Here is an 18,433-nt window from a genome sequence, read left to right on the forward strand (position 1 = left end):
ATCCGCCTCTGACAAAAATATAAGTAAAGATCTGTTGACAATTGAAATTTGTTTATAGATTTTTAGACTACTTTTTTAGTTTTTTTAATTTCTCTTACACTTAGGGCATGCACAAGCTCACCACCAGCACGATTGCCGCCCTTGAGGAGATGCTCCAAAATACGGCGAGGTCTGCCCCTCAGGATTTTTTACCTATCCATTTTCTGGGTGGCGCCTCCTCTGGGCAGGTCATTGGGCACCTCAATCCGGACTTCATCCCGTATTTGCAAGAATCCTTGGCCAAAAACCCAATATCCCATGTAGAAATAGGTCACGATCGGCTGACTATTCGCCAAGCAAGACCTGTGGCACTCTCCGAGAGTCTGGCGAAATTAGCCGATCGGATGCAGCAAGGCGGCTTTATTCCGGGCTGGCGACATGAGGATTTCGCTTGGATTGACCAAAATGGGCATGAATACTTCCGTTTAGAGCGCTCTGCCTTCCGTACTTTTGGCTTTCAGAGCATGGCAACCCACATTAATGGCTATACCAAGGCCGGCAATCTCTGGCTTGGACGTCGCAGTGAAACCAAGGCTACTGACCCAGGTCGACTAGATAACCTTGCTGCTGGCGGTATTGGGGCCGATGAAACCCCCTGGGTTAATGCCCGCCGAGAATTATGGGAAGAAGCTGGCGTTCCACCGCAGATTTCTGACCAAATTGAGCCAGTGGGTCGTATTCATATGCGCCGCCCCATTCCGGGGAGAGGTTTTCATGATGAACAGCTCTATATTTATGACCTGGAATTAGCGGACAACTTTGCACCTACCAACCACGATGGTGAAGTCAGTGGTTTTATTGAAATCTCGATTTCAGAGGCTGCAGCGCGCATTCTGGCCGATGAATTCACTAGCGATGCCGCTTTTGTGACGGCGGATTTCATTTTGCGGAATACCAAAGCTGGCTAGATTTCACCACCCTAGACTGAAGCACCCTTTGCAACTTGATTTTGGTCACCCAACTTGGTCTGAATTCGTGGTTAAATTAGCTCTAAGGATGAAACAGGGGTGCCCTGATGGTGATTTTTACTGTGAGGCGCTGAGAAAGACCCTATAACCCGATCCAGGTAATGCTGGCGTGGGGAGTTTTCCATCAGACCGTCACCCGGTTTCGTCCATCTAATTACAGTCAGGAGATGGACATGAGTGATACCAACAATAAATCTAAACAAGAAATTCCTAGCCTTAAAAGCTTGGAGCGAGACTTTGGCCAAAAATTTGCCTATCCCGCTTCGACTAAAACCTATTTAGAAGGTTCGCGTCCAGATATCAAAGCTCCTATCCGAATGATTGAGCAACTATCAACTCGCGTAGGCGAAGAGATGGTTCCCAATCCACCTGTACCGGTTTATGACACCTCGGGTCCTTATAGCGATCCCGACATTGTGATCAACCTTGAAAAAGGTTTACCTTTATTGCGCAAAAACTGGATTGAAGAACGTGGCGATACGGTGCAATTAGCTGGACCGAGCTCTGAGTACGGCGTTGCTCGCTCACAAGATGCGGCTACCCAGAATCTGCGTTTTGCCCACATTAATCCTCCTCGCGTTGCACGCGCTGGCCAAAACGTGAGCCAAATGTATTACGCCCGTAAAGGCATCGTGACTCCTGAAATGGAATACGTTGCTTTGCGTGAGTCTATGGGCCTTGAGCAATTGCGCAAGAATCCTGAATACAAACAACTACTCAAGCAGCATCCTGGAAAGAGCTACGGCGCCAATTTGCCTGACATTGTTACTGGTGAATTTGTACGTTCAGAAATTGCCGCTGGTCGCGCGATCATTCCTGCGAACATCAATCACCCTGAGCTGGAGCCAATGATTATTGGTCGTAACTTCCGCGTGAAGATTAACGGCAACCTCGGTAACTCTGCCGTGACCTCTTCCATCAATGAAGAAGTAGAGAAAATGGTGTGGTCCATTCGTTGGGGTGCAGACACCATCATGGATCTGTCTACAGGTAAACATATTCATGAAACGCGTGAGTGGATTATTCGTAACTCACCAGTTCCAATTGGTACGGTTCCAATCTACCAGGCGCTCGATAAGACTGGTGGTATTGCAGAAGACCTCACTTGGGAAATGTTCCGCGATACCTTGGTAGAGCAAGCTGAGCAAGGTGTGGATTACTTCACTATTCATGCTGGCGTACTACTACGCTATGTTCCACTCACTGCTGATCGTATTACCGGCATTGTTTCTCGTGGTGGCTCCATCATGGCTAAGTGGTGCCTAGCTCACCATAAAGAAAACTTCCTCTATACGAAGTTTGATGAGATCTGCGAGATCATGAAAGCCTATGACGTGTCATTTAGCTTGGGTGATGGTTTACGTCCAGGCTGCATTGCTGACTCGAACGATGCCGCGCAGTTCGGCGAACTTCATACCCTTGGTGAATTGACTGCCAAAGCATGGAAGCATGATGTTCAAGTGATGATTGAAGGTCCTGGTCACGTTCCAATGCAGCGCATTGAAGAAAACATGACCGAAGAATTAAAGCACTGCCTAGAAGCACCCTTCTATACCCTTGGACCATTGATCACCGATATTGCCCCTGGATATGATCACATCACTAGCGGTATTGGTGCTGCGCAAATTGGTTGGTACGGTACAGCGATGCTTTGCTATGTCACGCCAAAAGAGCATTTAGGTTTGCCGGATAAAGAGGATGTCCGTACCGGCATCATCACGTACAAGATTGCAGCCCATGGCGCAGACTTAGCTAAAGGTTTACCTGGCGCTCAAGTTCGCGATAACGCTTTATCAAAAGCGCGTTTTGAGTTCCGCTGGGAAGATCAATTTAATCTTGGCTTAGATCCTGAGCGTGCTCGTGAGTATCACGACGCTACATTGCCTGCTGAAGGCGCCAAGATTGCCCACTTCTGCTCAATGTGTGGACCGAAGTTCTGCTCTATGAAGATCACTCAAGAGGTCCGTGATTACGCAGCTACATTGGATGCTGATGGCAATCCCAAAGCAAAAGTGATTCCGATTACTGCCGAAGTCTCTACCGATCCACAAAAGGGCATGGAAGAGATGTCAGCAGAGTTTCGTAAGCGCGGTAGCGAGATTTATCAGTAAGTGACTAAGGCATTCTCAAACGGCAAATATGCCATCGTTGGCGCCGGCCTTATGGGTCGGTTGCTAGCGGTTGCGCTTGCTAAACGCGGTGCTCAAGTTGAGCTGTTTGAGAAAGGCGGCTCAGATGCCGCTAATGCGGCTGCACGTATTGCTGCTGCAATGCTTGCGCCACTAGCGGAATCTGCCATTACGGAAGATAACGTTGTGCGGATGGGTGTTCATAGCTTACCGCGTTGGAAGCAACTCATCGATGAACTAGCTAAGCCGGTTTACTTTCAACAAGATGGCACTTTGATCTTATGGCATCGTCAAGATGCCAGTGATGCAGAACGTTTTGCCTCCCATCTTGAAAGAAATTGCGATCGAAATCAGGCGCTTTCCAAACCAATTCATTTGGATACTCAATCTCTCGCGGAAATCGAGCCGGGGGTTGCTGATCGCTTTACCCAAGGTCTCTACCTTCCGAATGAAGGCCAACTAGATAACCGCCAGTTACTGGAAGCTTTGTTAGTTGAGCTCACTTTAATGAAGGTGCCTTGTCATTGGAATCAATCAGTCGATCCTGAAGAGCTCCGTAGTAAATCGCATGGTTTTGATTGGGTGATTGATTGTCGTGGCTTGGGAGCAAAGGATTCTTGGAAACAGCTTGGTGATACAGCTAAAGATTTACGTGGCGTGCGTGGTGAAGTCATTCGCTTGCATGCACCAGAGGTCAAACTGCGTCGCCCTACTCGCCTGATTCATCCACGCTACCCAATTTATATCGCTCCAAAAGAAGATGATGTCTATGTTGTTGGTGCTACAGAAATTGAGTCTGAGGATTTATCTCCAATGAGCGTGCGCTCCGCCATGGAATTACTTAGTGCGGTTTATACCGTGCATAGTGGTTTTGCCGAAGCACGCATTTTAGAGATGGCTACACAATGCCGCCCAACACTCAAAGATAACTTGCCTGAGATTTCTGTTGATCAAAAATCCAACCAGGCCGACCTTATGATGATCAATGGCCTCTATCGCCATGGCTTCATGATCTCTCCAGCCATCTTAGATTGCGCATTAGAAGTGTTGAGCTCAGGATCTAGTTCGACCGCAACTGCATTGGGATTAGAGGTCACAGGTTCAACCCATCAGGAGCTCAGCGCATGCGCATAATGGTCAACCAAGTTCCTCAAGAAGTTCCGGATAACAGCACGATTGATGATGTTCTTTTACTCATTGATGCAAAACCACCTTTTGCTGTTGCCATCAATTATGAATTCGTTCCCAAGACCAGGCACGCGGAAGAAGTTTTGCGTGAAGGCGATGAAATGGAAGTCATTGCACCGGTTACTGGCGGCTAACTCATCTACGAATTAATAAAATTAATACATAAGTAATCTATTTACATGACTGCCCCTTTACCAAATCCTTTAAATACTGCAGATCCCCTGGTTCTGTATGGTGAGACTTTTGCTAGCCGTTTGTTGCTAGGGACTTCGCGTTACCCTTCTCCACAAGTTTTGGAAAATGCTGTTAAGCAATCTAATCCTGGAATGATTACTGTTAGTTTGCGTAGGCAAGGAACCTCTACTACAGAGGCGCACTCTGGTTTTTGGGATCTACTCAAAAAAATGGCAGTACCGGTTTTACCGAATACCGCTGGCTGTCACAGCCCTAAAGAAGTCATTGCAACCGCGCAAATGGCGCGTGAGGTTTTTGAAACTAGCTGGATTAAGTTGGAGCTGATCGGCGATGACTACACTTTGCAACCTGATACTTTACGTTTAGTTTCTACCGCAGAAACTTTAATTAAAGATGGTTTTAAGGTTCTTCCTTATTGCACAGAAGATCTTATCTTGTGCCAACGCTTAGTTGATGTGGGATGCCAAGCGGTAATGCCTTGGGCTGCACCGATTGGAACAGGCCAAGGCCCTTTAAATCCTTATGCATTAAAACTCTTGCGTGATCGCTTAAAGGTTCCGCTGTTGGTTGATGCTGGATTGGGCTTACCCTCCCATGCTTGCAGTGTGATGGAATGGGGTTTTGATGGTGTCCTACTGAATACTGCTGTTGCATTAGCTGATGATCCAGTAGCGATGGCTAAGGCATTTGCAATGTCTGTAGATGCTGGTCGCACTGCCTACCTTTCTGGCGCCATGAAAGCCCAGCAATCTGCACAAGCTAGTACGCCATTGGTTGGCACGCCTTTTTGGCATCAAAGTTAATTAAGGTACTGATGAGCTTAGTTCGCGATCTTGCAGACCAAATTGTTGCGGCTCATAGCAAAGCAGATTTGTGCATTCCGATTCCAGAATTCAGCCTGGCATCGCCACCACCGTTAATCGATAACGAGCATGCTGCTGATCATTACGAACTCGCCGGCATGGTTGCTGCAATCCAAATGGGCTTTATTGAGTGTGACGCCAAAGTCTTAGGTAAGGCTTGGTCTCGCATGGTTCATCAAGATGGTGGATTCAATCCCTTCAAATGGCCATCTAGACCGGAGCATTTTGACTTGCTTCCCTGGACCCGCAATATGAACCCCAATGCTTTTGCAGAGTGTCCAAAGCGCTTGGGTTTATATGCAGTGATGCCGGATGCTAATTGGGTAAAACGCATGGTGGAGGCCGAAGTGCCAACCGTCCAACTGCGCCTCAAATCCGAAGACAAAAAACTCATTAAAAAACAAATTAGAGAATCAGTTGATGCAGTTCAGGGCAGCAGGACTTTGCTCTTTATTAATGATTATTGGCAAGAAGCGATTGAGGCTGGCGCCTACGGAATCCACTTGGGACAAGAAGATTTAGAGACTGCAGATTTAGATGCCATTCGATCTGCAGGTCTTCGACTTGGCTTAAGTACCCATGGTTATGCAGAGATGGTTTATGCAGATCGCTTCTGCCCAAGCTATATCGCTATGGGCGCCGTCTTTCCAACCAATCTCAAAAAGATGGCCACAGCACCTCAGGGTTTAGGGCGTTTATATAAGTACGCTCAATTAATGAACCACTATCCATTAGTGGCGATTGGTGGCATTGATGAAAGCAGCATTCATGCGGTGGCACAAAGTGGAGTTGGCTCAGTTGCTGTTGTCAGAGCAATTAATGGCGCTAGCGACCCCAAAGCAGCCGTGAAGCGGCTGCAAGAGTTGATGAAGACATGAGACATAAGAGATGAGACTTAAGACCTAAGACAAAAAAACTCAATACTTACCCTCTTCTTCTGGCAATGCCGTTTTATAGAAATCATGCATGTGCCACAAGGGTCCGGGGCCCTCACCAATACTTAAGAAGCGCCCTGCCTCAAGCCCTGCCTCAACATAAGAAATTGCTTTAGCAACTGCATGAGAAAGATCATGACCATCTGCTAAATACGTTGCAATGGCGGATGCTAATGAGCAACCAGTGCCATGGGTATTGGCTGTATTGACGCGGTAATGTTTGAACTCTTTTGATTGAATTACTTCAAGACCATCTTCCATGGTTCGCCACATCAGAAAATCAGTCAGCTGAGTATGGGTGGTATCGAGATGACCACCTTTGATCAAGACCGCTTGCGGGCCCATGTCGAGCAACTCTTCTGCAGCCAACTTGAAATCCTCAGGGCCAGTTAATTCTCGGCCCAATAGCAAGGAGGCCTCCTCGAGATTAGGGGTTACTAAAGTCGCCATCGGAAACAACTCTTTAATAATGGCTTGGGCAGTATCGTCACCTCCAAGGCTGGCGCCTGAGGTAGCTCTTAATACAGGGTCAAGAACAATTCTTTTGGCCCCATGGCGCTTGAGGGCTGATGCCACTGTACGGACGATTTCTGGGCTGGCCAACATGCCAATTTTGACGATATCCACCCCAATATCCAGAAAGATCGCATCGATCTGGGCCTCGACCACATCAAGGTCGATATCCTGAATACGGCTCACCCCCAAAGTGTTCTGGGCAGTGATGGCAGTGATGACCGACATCCCATATCCGCCCAGGGCTGTAATGACTTTGAGGTCAGCCTGAATGCCCGCGCCACCGCCACTATCGGACCCAGCGATGGTCAATACTTTAGGGATCTGCACAGAACTTGGAGTAGATGATTTCATCTTGCTATAATATCGGCTTATTCCTCGATAGCTCAGTTGGTAGAGCGCCGGACTGTTAATCCGTAGGTCCCTGGTTCGAGCCCAGGTCGAGGAGCCAAATACAAGAAAACCACCTTTTTAGGTGGTTTTTTCTTTTTCTGTTGTGATGAATTGATTGGGTTTAGATCAATCCCTTCTTTCTTAGATTGGCTAAGCGGTTGTTTAAGGTTTTGATTGTGAGGAGATTGAGCTTATCTCCATCGGACCAATTGCTACCCTTCCACTCAATACCTTCTGGTGTGACATTGGCAAATGGCTCTTTACCCTCTTTTGCATAGCCTTCCAAAATAGCAATAAGTGCAGGACGATCATCGGATCCGCCAGCGTCTTTAACGGCATCTAAGATTGGTTTGGTAATCGTATCGGCATATGTCATCTTGGAATCTGGATGCTTGGCTACTGCCGGCTCTTCAAAAATGTACTCATGCGGCCACTCAAATACGTTTCTAGCTGAATTCTTGACCGACTCTGGACTTACGGCTCCGCCTGCAGGATTTTTTGGATCAGTCGGTAAACTGAGTTCTGTAATCCAAGTCTCGAATTCTGCAATGCGGGCATAGCGCTTTTCCTCGCTATCGCGTTTTTGCTCTTCTTGTGACAGCAATAATGTGACCCAGGCCCAAGCGATATCTTTAGGTATCGCAAACTCTTGCGCCAGAATGCCGCTCGCTTTTTTGAGGATTGGCTTGGATGTGAGTTTTGTCATTGCGTTCTTTCTGATTCTTTAATAAGTGCCTTCAATTTCGGGTGTACAACTCAAGGGGAAGGCTCCCCGTTCATTGTTGCAATGCTGGCCACAGACCCCGTAGGATACTCTGCATAGTGGGTTATTTAGCTGGAATGATGGGATAAACACATGCCTATTGACCTCCAGGGCTTGGTGTTGCTGCAAATCAAGCAAGAATGCCTGTATTCACTAAAATAGCCCCCATGACCAAGATTCCAGAACTTCTAGCCCCTGCCGGCAGCCTCTCTATGCTGCGCACTGCCTTTGACTTTGGCGCTGATGCCATTTATGCGGGGCAGCCACGTTATTCACTCCGAGTACGCAATAACGACTTCGGAAAAATGGAAACGCTCAAAGAAGGTATTGATACCGCCCATGCTTTAGGCAAAAAGTTTTATCTGGTTTCTAACTTACTTCCTCATGGCGGTAAGACGCGCACCTACATTAAAGACATGGATCCTGTAGTTGCATTAAAGCCCGATGCCATGATCATGTCGGATCCAGGTCTCATCATGATGGCCAGAGAAGCATGGCCAGATATGCCCATTCATTTATCGGTTCAGGCTAATACCGTCAATGGAGCTTCTGCGAAGTTCTGGCGCTCCGTTGGCATTAGTCGAGTCATCTTGTCACGCGAGCTTTCTTTTGATGAAATCGAAGAAGTTCGTCAGGACTGTCCAGAAATGGAATTAGAAGTATTTGTTCATGGCGCTTTGTGTATTGCCTATTCTGGTCGCTGCTTACTCTCTGGTTATATGTCGCATCGTGACTCCAATCAAGGTGCTTGCACCAACGCTTGCCGCTGGGATTACAAGGTCAAGCCAGGGCAACAAAATACCAGTGGTGATGTCGTTCTCCTCCAGGAGGCGCGTCGTCCAGATGATTTGATGCCAATGGAAGAAGATGAGCATGGCACTTACATCATGAACTCCAAGGATTTGCGCGCGATTGAGCATATTGAACGCTTGACGAAGATGGGCGTGGATTCATTCAAGATTGAGGGGCGCACCAAATCGCCTTATTACGTTTCTCGTACTGTACAAGCCTACCGAGCAGCAATCAATGACGCTGTAGCAGGTAGACCATTTAATACCGCTTTATTAGGTCAACTAGAAGGCTTGGCTAACCGAGGTTACACCGATGGCTTCTATGAGCGCCACCACGATAAAGAGTATCAACTCTATATGCGCGGCCACTCCTTATCAGGGCGCAGCTTGTATGTAGGCGAGACTCTGGATGTCGATTCTGCTTCGGGCCGCGTCAAGGTTGATGTTAAGAACCGCTTTTCCGTTGGTGACAAATTAGAGATCATTGAGCCTAACGGCAATACTGATGTTGTCTTGTCTGAAATGTGGAATATGAGTGGCGAATCAATAGATGTTGCGCCTGGTTCAGGTCACTTTGTTTGGCTAAAAATTCCGATGACCAGCAAGCACGCCTTTATTGCACGCTATACACAGGAGCCTGCTCCAGTGGAAACTGCAGGCTCTTGCGCCACTTGCGGCGAGTAATCGCCCCACTTTTCTCTGATTGATTATTTTTAATGACAAACAATACCGTTAGCCAACCTAACCATCACAGCTTAATAGATAAGCTTAAAGAGGAGGCTAAAAAGGCTTTTGCCCTGACCCTTTATCTCGGCACTTGGTTCTGTGCAATTACATTTTTTGCCGCTACCGCTCTTGAGGAGCGCCCGATCCCGCTATCTATTTTTGGTTTTGCAATCATCAAGGCGGGTATTGCAGCTAAATTTATGTTGATTGCTCAGGCTGCTTATCCAATCAAAGTTAACAAAGAACATGGGATTGTTAATTCACTAATATTTGAATCCATTGTTTATTTAGCTTTCGTTCTAGCTTTGAACTTCCTTGAGGCTGGAGTCGATGGATTAATTCATGGCAAAGAATTCATCCATTCTATGGCAGCCTTTGGCAATGGTGAGCCCATCAGAATTTTTGCAATGGCTATCCTCTATTGGCTTATTGTTTGGCCTTACTTAATCTTCATGGGCGTCAACCAAGCAATAGGCAATACAGCCACACTGGCAATTCTTTTTGGCTCGAAAAAATAATTGTTTTACTCGTATTGCGTGAGAATTTTTTGGCTATGCCTATTGGTATTTACTTATCAGCAGGCTCAAGCTCAAGAAATTGAAGCCCGTGCATATTCCAATGCGCCAATTGGCATCAATTTTGTTACAGGCGGTATTGCACAGGCCAAAAGTGGTTCTTATACACTGACTACTGAAGCGGTAAATCTAACTCGCATCATCGACGTCTTTGGGCAGTCTGGCCGAATCAGCCTCTTGGTTCCGTACGCTCAACTCTCTGGGACAGGCACTCTTGGCCCTCAAAATATAAACGCATCTGCTGAAGGATTATCTGATCCTGTTGTGAAAGTCTCAGCCAATCTTTATGGAGCACCAGCACTCTCCTTAGATGAATTTAAAAGTTATCAACAAGATCTTATTATCGGCACCAGCCTAGCCGCATCTATTCCATGGGGTAAGTACAACAGCGAACAAATGCTCAATGTAGGCGCTAATCGCTCGCTGATTCAACCTGCTATCGGAGCATCGCAAGCAATTGGTCCATGGCGCTTGGAATTAGCGGGTATGGCTACGATCTATACAAGTAACACCAGCTTTCTGGGAAGCAATACGCTCTCCCAAAATCCGATATATTCATCTGAAGCCCACGTCATTTATTACTTTCAAAACATGGCCTATATATCTGCTGATGCCACCTACTTTACTGGCGGTCAAAAATATGTCAATGGCACAGCAATCACTGGTTCACAAGAAAACTGGCGCTTTGGAAGCACTATGTCTTATCCCATCAATAAGCACAATTCAATCCGCCTAACTGGCAGCAAGGGTGTTTATTCCAATACCAATACTGACTACACTGCACTGGGACTCTCTTGGCAATATCGCTGGGGTGGCGGACTGTAGGTAAATAAGGTCTTGAATCGCTACAATGATACAAAAGAACACTTAAAAGAGATGTGAGACATTCATGAGCAATAAACCAAAAGATCCTGCAGAGAGCGGTTTACGCAAAGGCTTGACTAGCTATGGCGATAAAGGATTTTCTCTATTCTTGCGCAAAGCTTTTATTAAGGGTGCCGGCTATACCAATAGTGCATTAGATCGCCCTGTTATTGGCATCATTAATACTGGTAGCGCATATAACCCTTGTCACGGCAATATGCCGCAACTGCTTGAAGCAGTAAAACGTGGCGTTATGTTAGCTGGTGGTTTGCCAATGGAATTTCCAACAATCTCCATTCATGAAAGTTTTGCTGCGCCAACCAGTATGTATTTGCGTAATTTGATGTCAATGGACACCGAAGAAATGTTACGCGCACAGCCTATGGATGCTGTTGTCATGATTGGTGGTTGCGATAAAACTGTACCCGCACAAATGATGGGGGCCGCTTCCGCAGGACTGCCAGCAATCCAACTTATTACAGGATCCATGTTGACTGGCTCACATCGTAGTGAACGCGTAGGTGCTTGTACTGATTGCCGCCGTTATTGGGGCAAGTTCCGCGCTGGTGAAATTGATGAAGTAGAAAAAGATGAAGTGAATGATCAGCTTGTTGCCAGCGTAGGCACATGCTCTGTTATGGGTACCGCCAGCACTATGGCTTGCATATCTGAAGCGCTTGGCATGACTGTGTCAGGTGGCGCCACTCCTCCCGCCGTTACGGCCGATCGTATCCGCGTTGCTGAAGAAACTGGTACTTGTGCGGTGAAGATGGCAAAAGAAGGTTTAACCATCGACAAAGTGCTCACTGCAGATGCTTTTGAAAATGCTATGCGCGTATTGCTAGCGATTGGCGGATCAACGAACGGCATTGTTCACCTCGCCGCTATTGCCGGACGCATGGGGTTAGAAATCGACTTAGATGCTCTCGATAAGATGGGCGACGAGACTCCGGTTCTGGTTGATTTAAAACCTTCTGGCGATCATTACATGGAAAATTTCCATGACGCAGGTGGCATGACTACCCTACTTCGCGAACTTAAGCCTTTGCTGAAGCTAAATGCCATGACCGTATCGGGTAGAACACTAGGCGAAGAAATTGATGCTGCACCGCCGAGCTTCAAACAAGATGTAGTTCGTCCTTTGGATAAGCCTATCTATCCACGTGGCAGCATTGCCGTATTGCACGGCAACCTTGCTCCTGGTGGCGCGATTATTAAACAATCAGCGGCCAATGAAAAATTGATGGAGCATGAAGGTCGAGCCGTAGTATTTGAGCATGCCGCTGATTTAGCTAACCGCATTGATAGTCCAGAATTGGATGTCACCGCTGAAGATATTTTGGTACTTAAGAATATTGGACCTAAAGGCGCTCCCGGCATGCCAGAAGCAGGCTATATTCCCATTCCGATGAAATTGGCACGTGCAGGCGTGAAAGACATCGTACGTATTTCTGATGGACGTATGAGCGGCACCGCCTTTGGCACAATTGTGCTGCACGTTACTCCTGAATCTGCAATTGGCGGACCTTTAGCTCAAGTACGCAATGGCGATCACATTCGCTTAAGCGTTAAAAATCGTGAGATAAGCCTTTTAATTTCCGATGAAGAATTAGCTCAGCGCATGAAAGATAACCCCATCACCTCACCAACAGCTGAGCGTGGATATAAAAAGCTCTTTTTGGATACCGTTACTCAAGCAGACCAAGGTGTCGACTTTGATTTCTTGAGGGCAGCCAAGATGGTTGGCAAGACCCCTCAGTCAAAGTAAAGATTGAAGACTATGATGAATGCAAACCTCCTGCGTAAGGGCATGAATATATGGCCCCCATTCTTGGGTGCAGGCATTACCGTGGAAAGTATTGCTAAAGATTTTCGTCACGCCAAAGTTCGCTTAAAGCATGGTCTTTTAAATCGCAACATCCTAGGGGTTCACTTTGGCGGAAGCCTATTTGCAATGACTGACCCCTTCTTCATGATGATGGTGTCTCAAAATATTGGTAAAGGCTACATTGTTTGGGATCAAGCAGCAAAAATTGAGTTCCTTAAGCCTGGTAAGGGTCCTGTGCATGCCTCCTTTGAGCTTACTCAATCTCAAATTGACGAGATTATTAACGCCGCCGAGTCTGGCAATAAAGTCCTGAGGGATTTTGTCGTCGATGTGAAAGACCGAGAAGAAGATGTCGTTGCGCGCATTACCAAGACACTCTACATACGTAAGAAGATTAAGAAAAGCTAGGTATATTTTTAGATTTTTGTTGCTTATTTAATTGCTATAAGCAGGCGCATCAAGTCTGCGCATCTCACCTTCAATCCAAGCCTCCACCTCCAGCTGCAACTGCTCTTCAGTTTTTCCTTGAACGGAAATGACTGGGCCAATTGAAAGCGTAATCAAACCAGGGCGCTTAAGAAAAGTTTTTCTTGGCCAAATTGCACCTGAGTTTTGTGCGACTGGCAGAATATCGGTATGCGTACTGATGGCGAGACGTACGCCACCTTTGCGATAAGGCTTAAACGATCCTCGAGGAGTGCGAGTACCTTCTGGAAAAATCGCAATCCATCTACCCTCTTTTAAAACTACCTTACCCTGGGCAGCAACGGCTTCTCTGGCGTTTTCTCGATCGCCACGATTGATATGAATCATACGTAATGAAGCTAGGGCCCATCCAAAGAATGGCACATACAAAAGCTCCCTTTTAAATACAAAACAGAGTTCTTTTGGAAATATCGATAGATAAACAAAGGTTTCCCAGGCAGACTGGTGCTTGCCCAGAACAATTAAAGGCTTATTAGGATCTTTTGGAATATTTTCCAATCCCTTAACTTGAGACCTAATACCGCAGAGTAAATACAAAACTTTCTGAATTAATCTGCACCAAGCTACACCCATACTGTAGCGAGTACGAATACTAGTAAATGGAATGACCAAAATAATCGCAGTCGCAAAAATGGTGACTGATGTAAAGCCAAATAGGTAAAACAGTAGTGAGCGTAGCCAAAGAATCACGATGAGCAGTTAATTACCCAAGACAATTGAGGAAAATATTAATCCCTCATTATATTAGGCAAATTTTAGATAGCTAAGCGCTTCTTTGCCGCCTGATACTCACTCTCGAGTTGATCCATGATCTGAGCAACCGTGGGTACCCCGTCTATAAGACCTACGCCCTGACCTGCACCCCAAATATCTTTCCAAGCTTTAGCGCTAGAACCATCTTTACCCGCTTGCGAGAGTTTGGCAAACGCTTGCGGATCACCATCTGGAAGATTGGCTGGATCTAGGCCGGCATTAATGATGCTCTGCTTAATATAGTTGCCATGAATGCCTGTGAAATGATCCGTATAGACAATATCGGCGGCTTGTGCAGTCACAATGGCTTGTTTATATTGCTCGCTCGCATGCGCTTCTTGACTGGCAATAAAGCGAGTCCCCATATAAGCAAAATCAGCACCCATTGCCTGTGAGGCCAATACTGCATCACCCGTTGAGATTGCCCCAGATAGTACGAGTGGCCCTTGAAATATCTTTCTTACTTCCCCTACCAGTGCAAATGGAGACAATGCACCGGCATGGCCTCCTGCTCCAGCAGCGACCAATATCAAACCGTCCACACCCGCCTCTAAAGCCTTTTCAGCATGGCGAATATTAACAACATCATGCAAGACAATGCCGCCATAGCTATGTACGGCATCAATAATCTCCTTAACAGGAGCTCTCAAGCTAGTGATATAAATCGGAATGCGGTGCTTTACACAGGAATACATATCCTGTTCTAGTCGTGCATTGGAGACGTGAACGATTTGGTTAACCGCTAATGGCCCAACCCTAGAGTTTGGATTGGATTTCTGAAAATCCACCAACTCACTCTGGATTTGACTTAACCAATCATCCAGCTTTTCTTGTGGTCTAGCATTTAGAGCTGGGAACGATCCCACAATACCTGCCTTGCATTGCGCAAGGACGAGCTCTGGATAGCTCACAGTGAACATCGGTGCCGAGATGACCGGCAATCGAAGCCCTTGCAATATTTTAGGGATATGACTCATAGATCCCTGAGCTCACGTCTTAAAATTTTTCCAACATTGGTCTTCGGTAAATCGTTACGGAAGACAATGTGCTTGGGGCGCTTGTAGTTGGTGAGATTTTCTTTGCAATACGCCAAGATAGTCTCCTCCGATAAATCAGGGTCCTGCTTAACGATAAACGCCTTTACTGCCTCACCAGAATCCTCGTCTGGTACACCAATGACAGCGCATTCCAATACACCCGGAATGAGCGATAGCACTTCTTCCACTTCATTTGGATACACATTAAATCCAGAGACAAGCACCATGTCTTTCTTGCGATCCACAATCTTGGTTAGGCCATCTGCATTCATGATGCCGATATCGCCCGATCTAAAGAAGCCGTCAGCCGTCATCACATTCTTAGTTTCTTCGGGCTTATTCCAATAGCCAGCCATCACTTGTGGGCCCCGAATACAAATCTCGCCTGGAGTTCCAAACGGCACTTCTATGCCATCATCACCCAAAATAACGACCTCAGTACCAGGGACTGGCAAGCCAATGAATCCGGTGAAACTCTCGATCAATGCAGAATTAACGCAAGCGACTGGAGAGGTCTCTGATAGACCATAACCCTCAGCAATAGGAGCACCAGTCATTTTCTGCCACTGATCAGCAACCACTTTTTGCATTGCCATACCGCCGCCGATGGTTGCCAAAATATTAGGGAACTTTACTGAAGCAAATTCTGGCTTATGCATCAAGGCATTAAATAAAGTGTTTACTCCAGGGAAGATGTTGATATCTGGATGCTTCTTCAATAACTTAATAAAGCCATCAAAGTCACGTGGATTGGGCACCAAAATTAAAAGGCCGCCCTTGCGCATTCCCGTAAGCGCACATGCTGTTAAAGCAAAGATGTGATAGAGCGGTAATGCGCACAAAAAGACTAGCTGGTCTACCTGCTTACGTTTCAATCCTGGCTCTAACCATAAGTCCGTCTGAATAACGTTGGACAGAATATTTTTATGCAGCAGAATGGCGCCTTTAGACAACCCAGTGGTACCACCGGTGTATTGAAGGAAAGCAATGTCATTAAGAGTTGTATTAGGTCTATTCCATTTATGACGACCACCCTCACTCAAAGCATGTGTAAAGAGAGTATGGTCAGGTAAATGCCAAGCAGGGACCAACTTTTTAACCTTGCGGACGACAAAATTAACTATTGCCCCCTTGAGACCAATCATCTCGCCCATTGAGGTAACAATGACCTTCTTCAGTGGCGCGCTTGAGGCAATATGTTGGTAAACGTGTGCAAAGTTTTCAAGAACGATGAGAGCAGATGCGCCACTATCTTTAAGTTGGTGCTCCAGCTCACGCGCCGTATAAAGCGGATTGACATTAACCACAACAAAACCAGCGCGCAATACACCTAAGATCGCAATCTGAAATTGCATCACGTTAGGTAGCATGATGGCAACTCGAGACCCTGGCTCTAAGCCTAAACTTTGTAAGTAGGCGGCAAAATGTCTGGAGTGCTGATCAAGCTCGCTATAAGTTAAAAACTTACCCAGATACTCACATGCTCGGCGATTTGGATAGCGCTCAAAGCATTCTTCGAACATGTCCAACAATGAATCATATTCTGAGATGTCAACATCATGAGGAACGCCCTCAGGATAGTTTTTTAACCAAGGTTTTGTGGGATTAACCATGTAGTTATTTCCTGTCTCGATATATTTTAATTTGTATTCAGATTAATAAATCTGCATGAACCATTCTACGCATATGTTGCAAATAATTCATGAGGAAAAAAATAAAAAGCCCTCTGTAAGGAGGGCTTAGATTAATGTTGCAATGCTAGTTAGAATTTATAGCCTACACCAACTAACACATCAACACCTGAACCCCCTACATTACCGGAAAGAGGGCCAGAACTAGTTTGAATTGTTGCTGTTTTGGAACTAATTCCGGCATAGTTGACCTCGCCAAGGAAATAGACAGATTGAGTAACCATTTGTTTGTAACCCAAACCTAGCACGTATCCTGTAAAGTTATAAGTTTGATAATTAGCCGTACCGCCATTAATACCCATGGTGTTACCTGTCATACCCACTTTTGCATAAGCTAACTTATCCTTATCGATCACGTAGCCAGGGTTAACGGTTACCGACCAAACATCTTTTATCTGATATTTGAACCATGTAGGCGAATTGACGGTCGAAGCAGTCCAAAAGCTTCCGCTTGCAGGTGATGAAGCCCCAATAGAGTAGCTCGCCGCTATACCGAGCGTGTATTTATCGTCAATGCCAAATGTGTACCCTAAGCCTATCTTGTTTGTTCCAGAGCCCAAATCGTTTTGCTGGGTCGATACTGGAACCTGCAATCCTCTAGTTGGACCTGCCTTTGGCACTATATAAGCGCTGCCAATAGTAGGAGTGAATGAACCATAGCCCACTGCCGCCTCAGCATAAAAACCTTCCCAAGCATTTGTCTTTGCTGACTGAGCGTTAGCACTTGTTGCGAATGCACCAGCCATTGCTAAAACTAACGCGCTAATCTTTACTGTTTTCATATATCTTCCTATTTTTGATTCTTCTAATTAATCTGAAACAACTGGATGAATCCTAACTAGTTTTAATTTGATTTGCATCTCGGGTTTTCCCTTTATTTATTTTGCGATGCAACAAATAAATTAGTCCTACGGGCAGTAAGCATTCTGTAGTGCTTATTTGACGTGGGTTGTGGGTTGTAGGATATTGCTGTAATATAAACGAACGATCGTATTATTTTTACAACAATGAAGGCTAATATTGATTCCCATGCTTGATACAAGGTCTACCTCTCTGGCTTTATCTACAGAGCCCAAAAAAGGTTTAACTACAAAATCAATGATTTTGGAGGCCGCCCTTGAGATCTCTAGCAAGTCAGGGCTAGAAGGAATCACCATTGGCCACTTAGCTGACTCGGTTGGCATGAGCAAGAGCGGTGTCTTTGCCCACTTCGGCTCCCGCGAAGAACTGCAGATTGAAGTGATACGCAAGTACTACCAATTCTTTGCCGATAGCGTATTTGCGCCAGCACTTACCAAACCTAAGGGCCTACCGCGTTTACGCCAAATGATTGATTCTTGGCTGAAGATCAGTGTTGGCGAGAATACTTCTAGCTGCTTCTTTATTGCAGGCGCTGCTGAGTTTGACGATCGCCCTGGAATCGTACGTGATGAATTAGTACACAGCGTTGAAGACTGGCGCTCCGCCCTGCTTCGTGCCATCAATGAATCCATTGCAGCTGGACACCTCAAGAAAACCGTTGTTCCCCAAGAAATGCTTTTTCATCTTTACAGCATTGTGTTGGGAGCGCATCACGATTCAAGATTTCTGCAAAACCCAAAGAGCTTGGCACTAGCAAATAAGCTCATTAAGAATATTTTTCTCAATCACCAAGCAACCACCAAATAACTTTCATTTTTATCAAATCTGGAGCTAA

The 18,433-nt window shown here is 46.0% G+C and carries 18 protein-coding genes, 1 tRNA gene and 1 riboswitch; of the genes, 13 read left to right on the forward strand and 6 right to left on the reverse strand.

Annotated elements, in window-relative coordinates; translation table 11 throughout:
- The first annotated feature begins 107 nt into the window (after positions 1-107).
- The 6 genes from ICN11_RS03195 (at position 108) to ICN11_RS03220 (ending at position 6,260) form a co-directional block, all read left to right on the forward strand.
- The gene (locus ICN11_RS03195) at positions 108-947 is read left to right on the forward strand and encodes an NUDIX hydrolase family protein (RefSeq protein WP_216229113.1); all 840 of its coding nucleotides are present in this window, start codon (positions 108-110) and stop codon (positions 945-947) included.
- A gap of 85 nt (positions 948-1,032) precedes the next feature.
- Positions 1,033-1,140, forward strand: a riboswitch (TPP riboswitch).
- A gap of 40 nt (positions 1,141-1,180) precedes the next feature.
- Positions 1,181-3,118, forward strand: coding sequence for a phosphomethylpyrimidine synthase ThiC (thiC, locus tag ICN11_RS03200; protein ID WP_255539867.1), 1,938 nt, complete (start codon positions 1,181-1,183; stop codon positions 3,116-3,118).
- A complete protein-coding gene (locus ICN11_RS03205) occupies positions 3,119-4,270 on the forward strand; it encodes an FAD-dependent oxidoreductase (protein ID WP_370623589.1) in 1,152 nt (383 codons plus the stop codon). It abuts the gene before it with no gap.
- Entirely contained in the window at positions 4,261-4,458 is a 198-nt protein-coding gene (gene thiS, locus ICN11_RS03210; RefSeq protein WP_216229114.1) for a sulfur carrier protein ThiS, read from the forward strand. Before ICN11_RS03205 ends, thiS begins: the two co-directional genes overlap by 10 nt.
- A 45-nt stretch (positions 4,459-4,503) precedes the next feature.
- Positions 4,504-5,322 carry a thiazole synthase gene (locus ICN11_RS03215; RefSeq protein ID WP_216229115.1) on the forward strand — a complete coding sequence of 273 codons (819 nt, stop codon included), beginning with the start codon at positions 4,504-4,506 and terminating at the stop codon, positions 5,320-5,322.
- An 11-nt stretch (positions 5,323-5,333) separates the two neighbouring features.
- Positions 5,334-6,260 (forward strand): thiamine phosphate synthase, encoded by a 927-nt coding sequence (locus ICN11_RS03220; protein WP_216229116.1) that lies wholly within the window; start codon positions 5,334-5,336, stop codon positions 6,258-6,260.
- A 39-nt stretch (positions 6,261-6,299) separates the two neighbouring features.
- Here ICN11_RS03220 and thiD read toward each other — a convergent pair whose 3' ends face one another.
- Entirely contained in the window at positions 6,300-7,184 is an 885-nt protein-coding gene (gene thiD / locus ICN11_RS03225) for a bifunctional hydroxymethylpyrimidine kinase/phosphomethylpyrimidine kinase (RefSeq protein WP_216229117.1), read from the reverse strand.
- 21 nt (positions 7,185-7,205) lie between these two features.
- On the opposite strand from thiD, the gene ICN11_RS03230 reads away from it, so the two are divergent.
- Positions 7,206-7,281: transfer RNA gene (locus ICN11_RS03230), tRNA-Asn, on the forward strand.
- A gap of 63 nt (positions 7,282-7,344) precedes the next feature.
- On the opposite strand, the gene ICN11_RS03235 is transcribed toward ICN11_RS03230, so the two are convergent.
- Positions 7,345-7,929: a hypothetical protein gene (locus ICN11_RS03235; protein ID WP_216229118.1), complete on the reverse strand. Its 585-nt coding sequence runs from the start codon at positions 7,927-7,929 to the stop codon at positions 7,345-7,347.
- A gap of 224 nt (positions 7,930-8,153) precedes the next feature.
- Here ICN11_RS03235 and ICN11_RS03240 point away from each other — a divergent pair, with 224 nt between their 5' ends.
- The 5 genes from ICN11_RS03240 to ICN11_RS03260 all read left to right on the forward strand — a co-directional run bounded on the left by ICN11_RS03240 (position 8,154) and on the right by ICN11_RS03260 (position 13,178).
- Entirely contained in the window at positions 8,154-9,461 is a 1,308-nt protein-coding gene (locus ICN11_RS03240) for a U32 family peptidase (RefSeq protein WP_216229119.1), read from the forward strand.
- A gap of 32 nt (positions 9,462-9,493) precedes the next feature.
- A complete protein-coding gene (locus ICN11_RS03245; RefSeq protein ID WP_216229120.1) occupies positions 9,494-10,021 on the forward strand; it encodes a hypothetical protein in 528 nt (175 codons plus the stop codon).
- An 18-nt stretch (positions 10,022-10,039) separates the two neighbouring features.
- Positions 10,040-10,903: a transporter gene (locus tag ICN11_RS03250; RefSeq protein WP_370623590.1), complete on the forward strand. Its 864-nt coding sequence runs from the start codon at positions 10,040-10,042 to the stop codon at positions 10,901-10,903.
- A gap of 64 nt (positions 10,904-10,967) precedes the next feature.
- Positions 10,968-12,710 carry an IlvD/Edd family dehydratase gene (locus ICN11_RS03255; RefSeq protein WP_216229122.1) on the forward strand — a complete coding sequence of 581 codons (1,743 nt, stop codon included), beginning with the start codon at positions 10,968-10,970 and terminating at the stop codon, positions 12,708-12,710.
- A gap of 12 nt (positions 12,711-12,722) precedes the next feature.
- Positions 12,723-13,178: a DUF4442 domain-containing protein gene (locus ICN11_RS03260; RefSeq protein WP_255533022.1), complete on the forward strand. Its 456-nt coding sequence runs from the start codon at positions 12,723-12,725 to the stop codon at positions 13,176-13,178.
- Between the two features lie 27 nt (positions 13,179-13,205).
- Here the strand turns inward: ICN11_RS03260 and ICN11_RS03265 are convergent, their stop codons facing one another.
- The 4 genes from ICN11_RS03265 to ICN11_RS03280 all read right to left on the reverse strand — a co-directional run bounded on the left by ICN11_RS03265 (position 13,206) and on the right by ICN11_RS03280 (position 17,519).
- The gene (locus ICN11_RS03265) at positions 13,206-13,943 is read right to left on the reverse strand and encodes a lysophospholipid acyltransferase family protein (RefSeq protein ID WP_370623593.1); all 738 of its coding nucleotides are present in this window, start codon (positions 13,941-13,943) and stop codon (positions 13,206-13,208) included.
- A gap of 68 nt (positions 13,944-14,011) precedes the next feature.
- Entirely contained in the window at positions 14,012-14,986 is a 975-nt protein-coding gene (locus ICN11_RS03270) for a nitronate monooxygenase family protein (protein ID WP_216229123.1), read from the reverse strand.
- On the reverse strand, positions 14,983-16,659 hold the full coding sequence (locus ICN11_RS03275) for a long-chain-fatty-acid--CoA ligase (protein ID WP_216229124.1): 1,677 nt from the start codon (positions 16,657-16,659) through the stop codon (positions 14,983-14,985). The genes ICN11_RS03270 and ICN11_RS03275 overlap by 4 nt, the downstream gene beginning before the upstream one ends.
- Positions 16,660-16,808: 149 nt before the next feature.
- On the reverse strand, positions 16,809-17,519 hold the full coding sequence (locus tag ICN11_RS03280) for an outer membrane protein (RefSeq protein WP_216229125.1): 711 nt from the start codon (positions 17,517-17,519) through the stop codon (positions 16,809-16,811).
- A 247-nt stretch (positions 17,520-17,766) separates the two neighbouring features.
- Between ICN11_RS03280 and ICN11_RS03285 the strand changes: the two genes are divergently transcribed.
- Positions 17,767-18,405: a TetR/AcrR family transcriptional regulator gene (locus tag ICN11_RS03285; RefSeq protein WP_216229126.1), complete on the forward strand. Its 639-nt coding sequence runs from the start codon at positions 17,767-17,769 to the stop codon at positions 18,403-18,405.
- Positions 18,406-18,433: the final 28 nt, after the last annotated feature.

The sequence above is a fragment of the Polynucleobacter sp. 78F-HAINBA genome (assembly GCF_018882325.1).
In the GTDB taxonomy this organism is placed as follows: domain Bacteria; phylum Pseudomonadota; class Gammaproteobacteria; order Burkholderiales; family Burkholderiaceae; genus Polynucleobacter.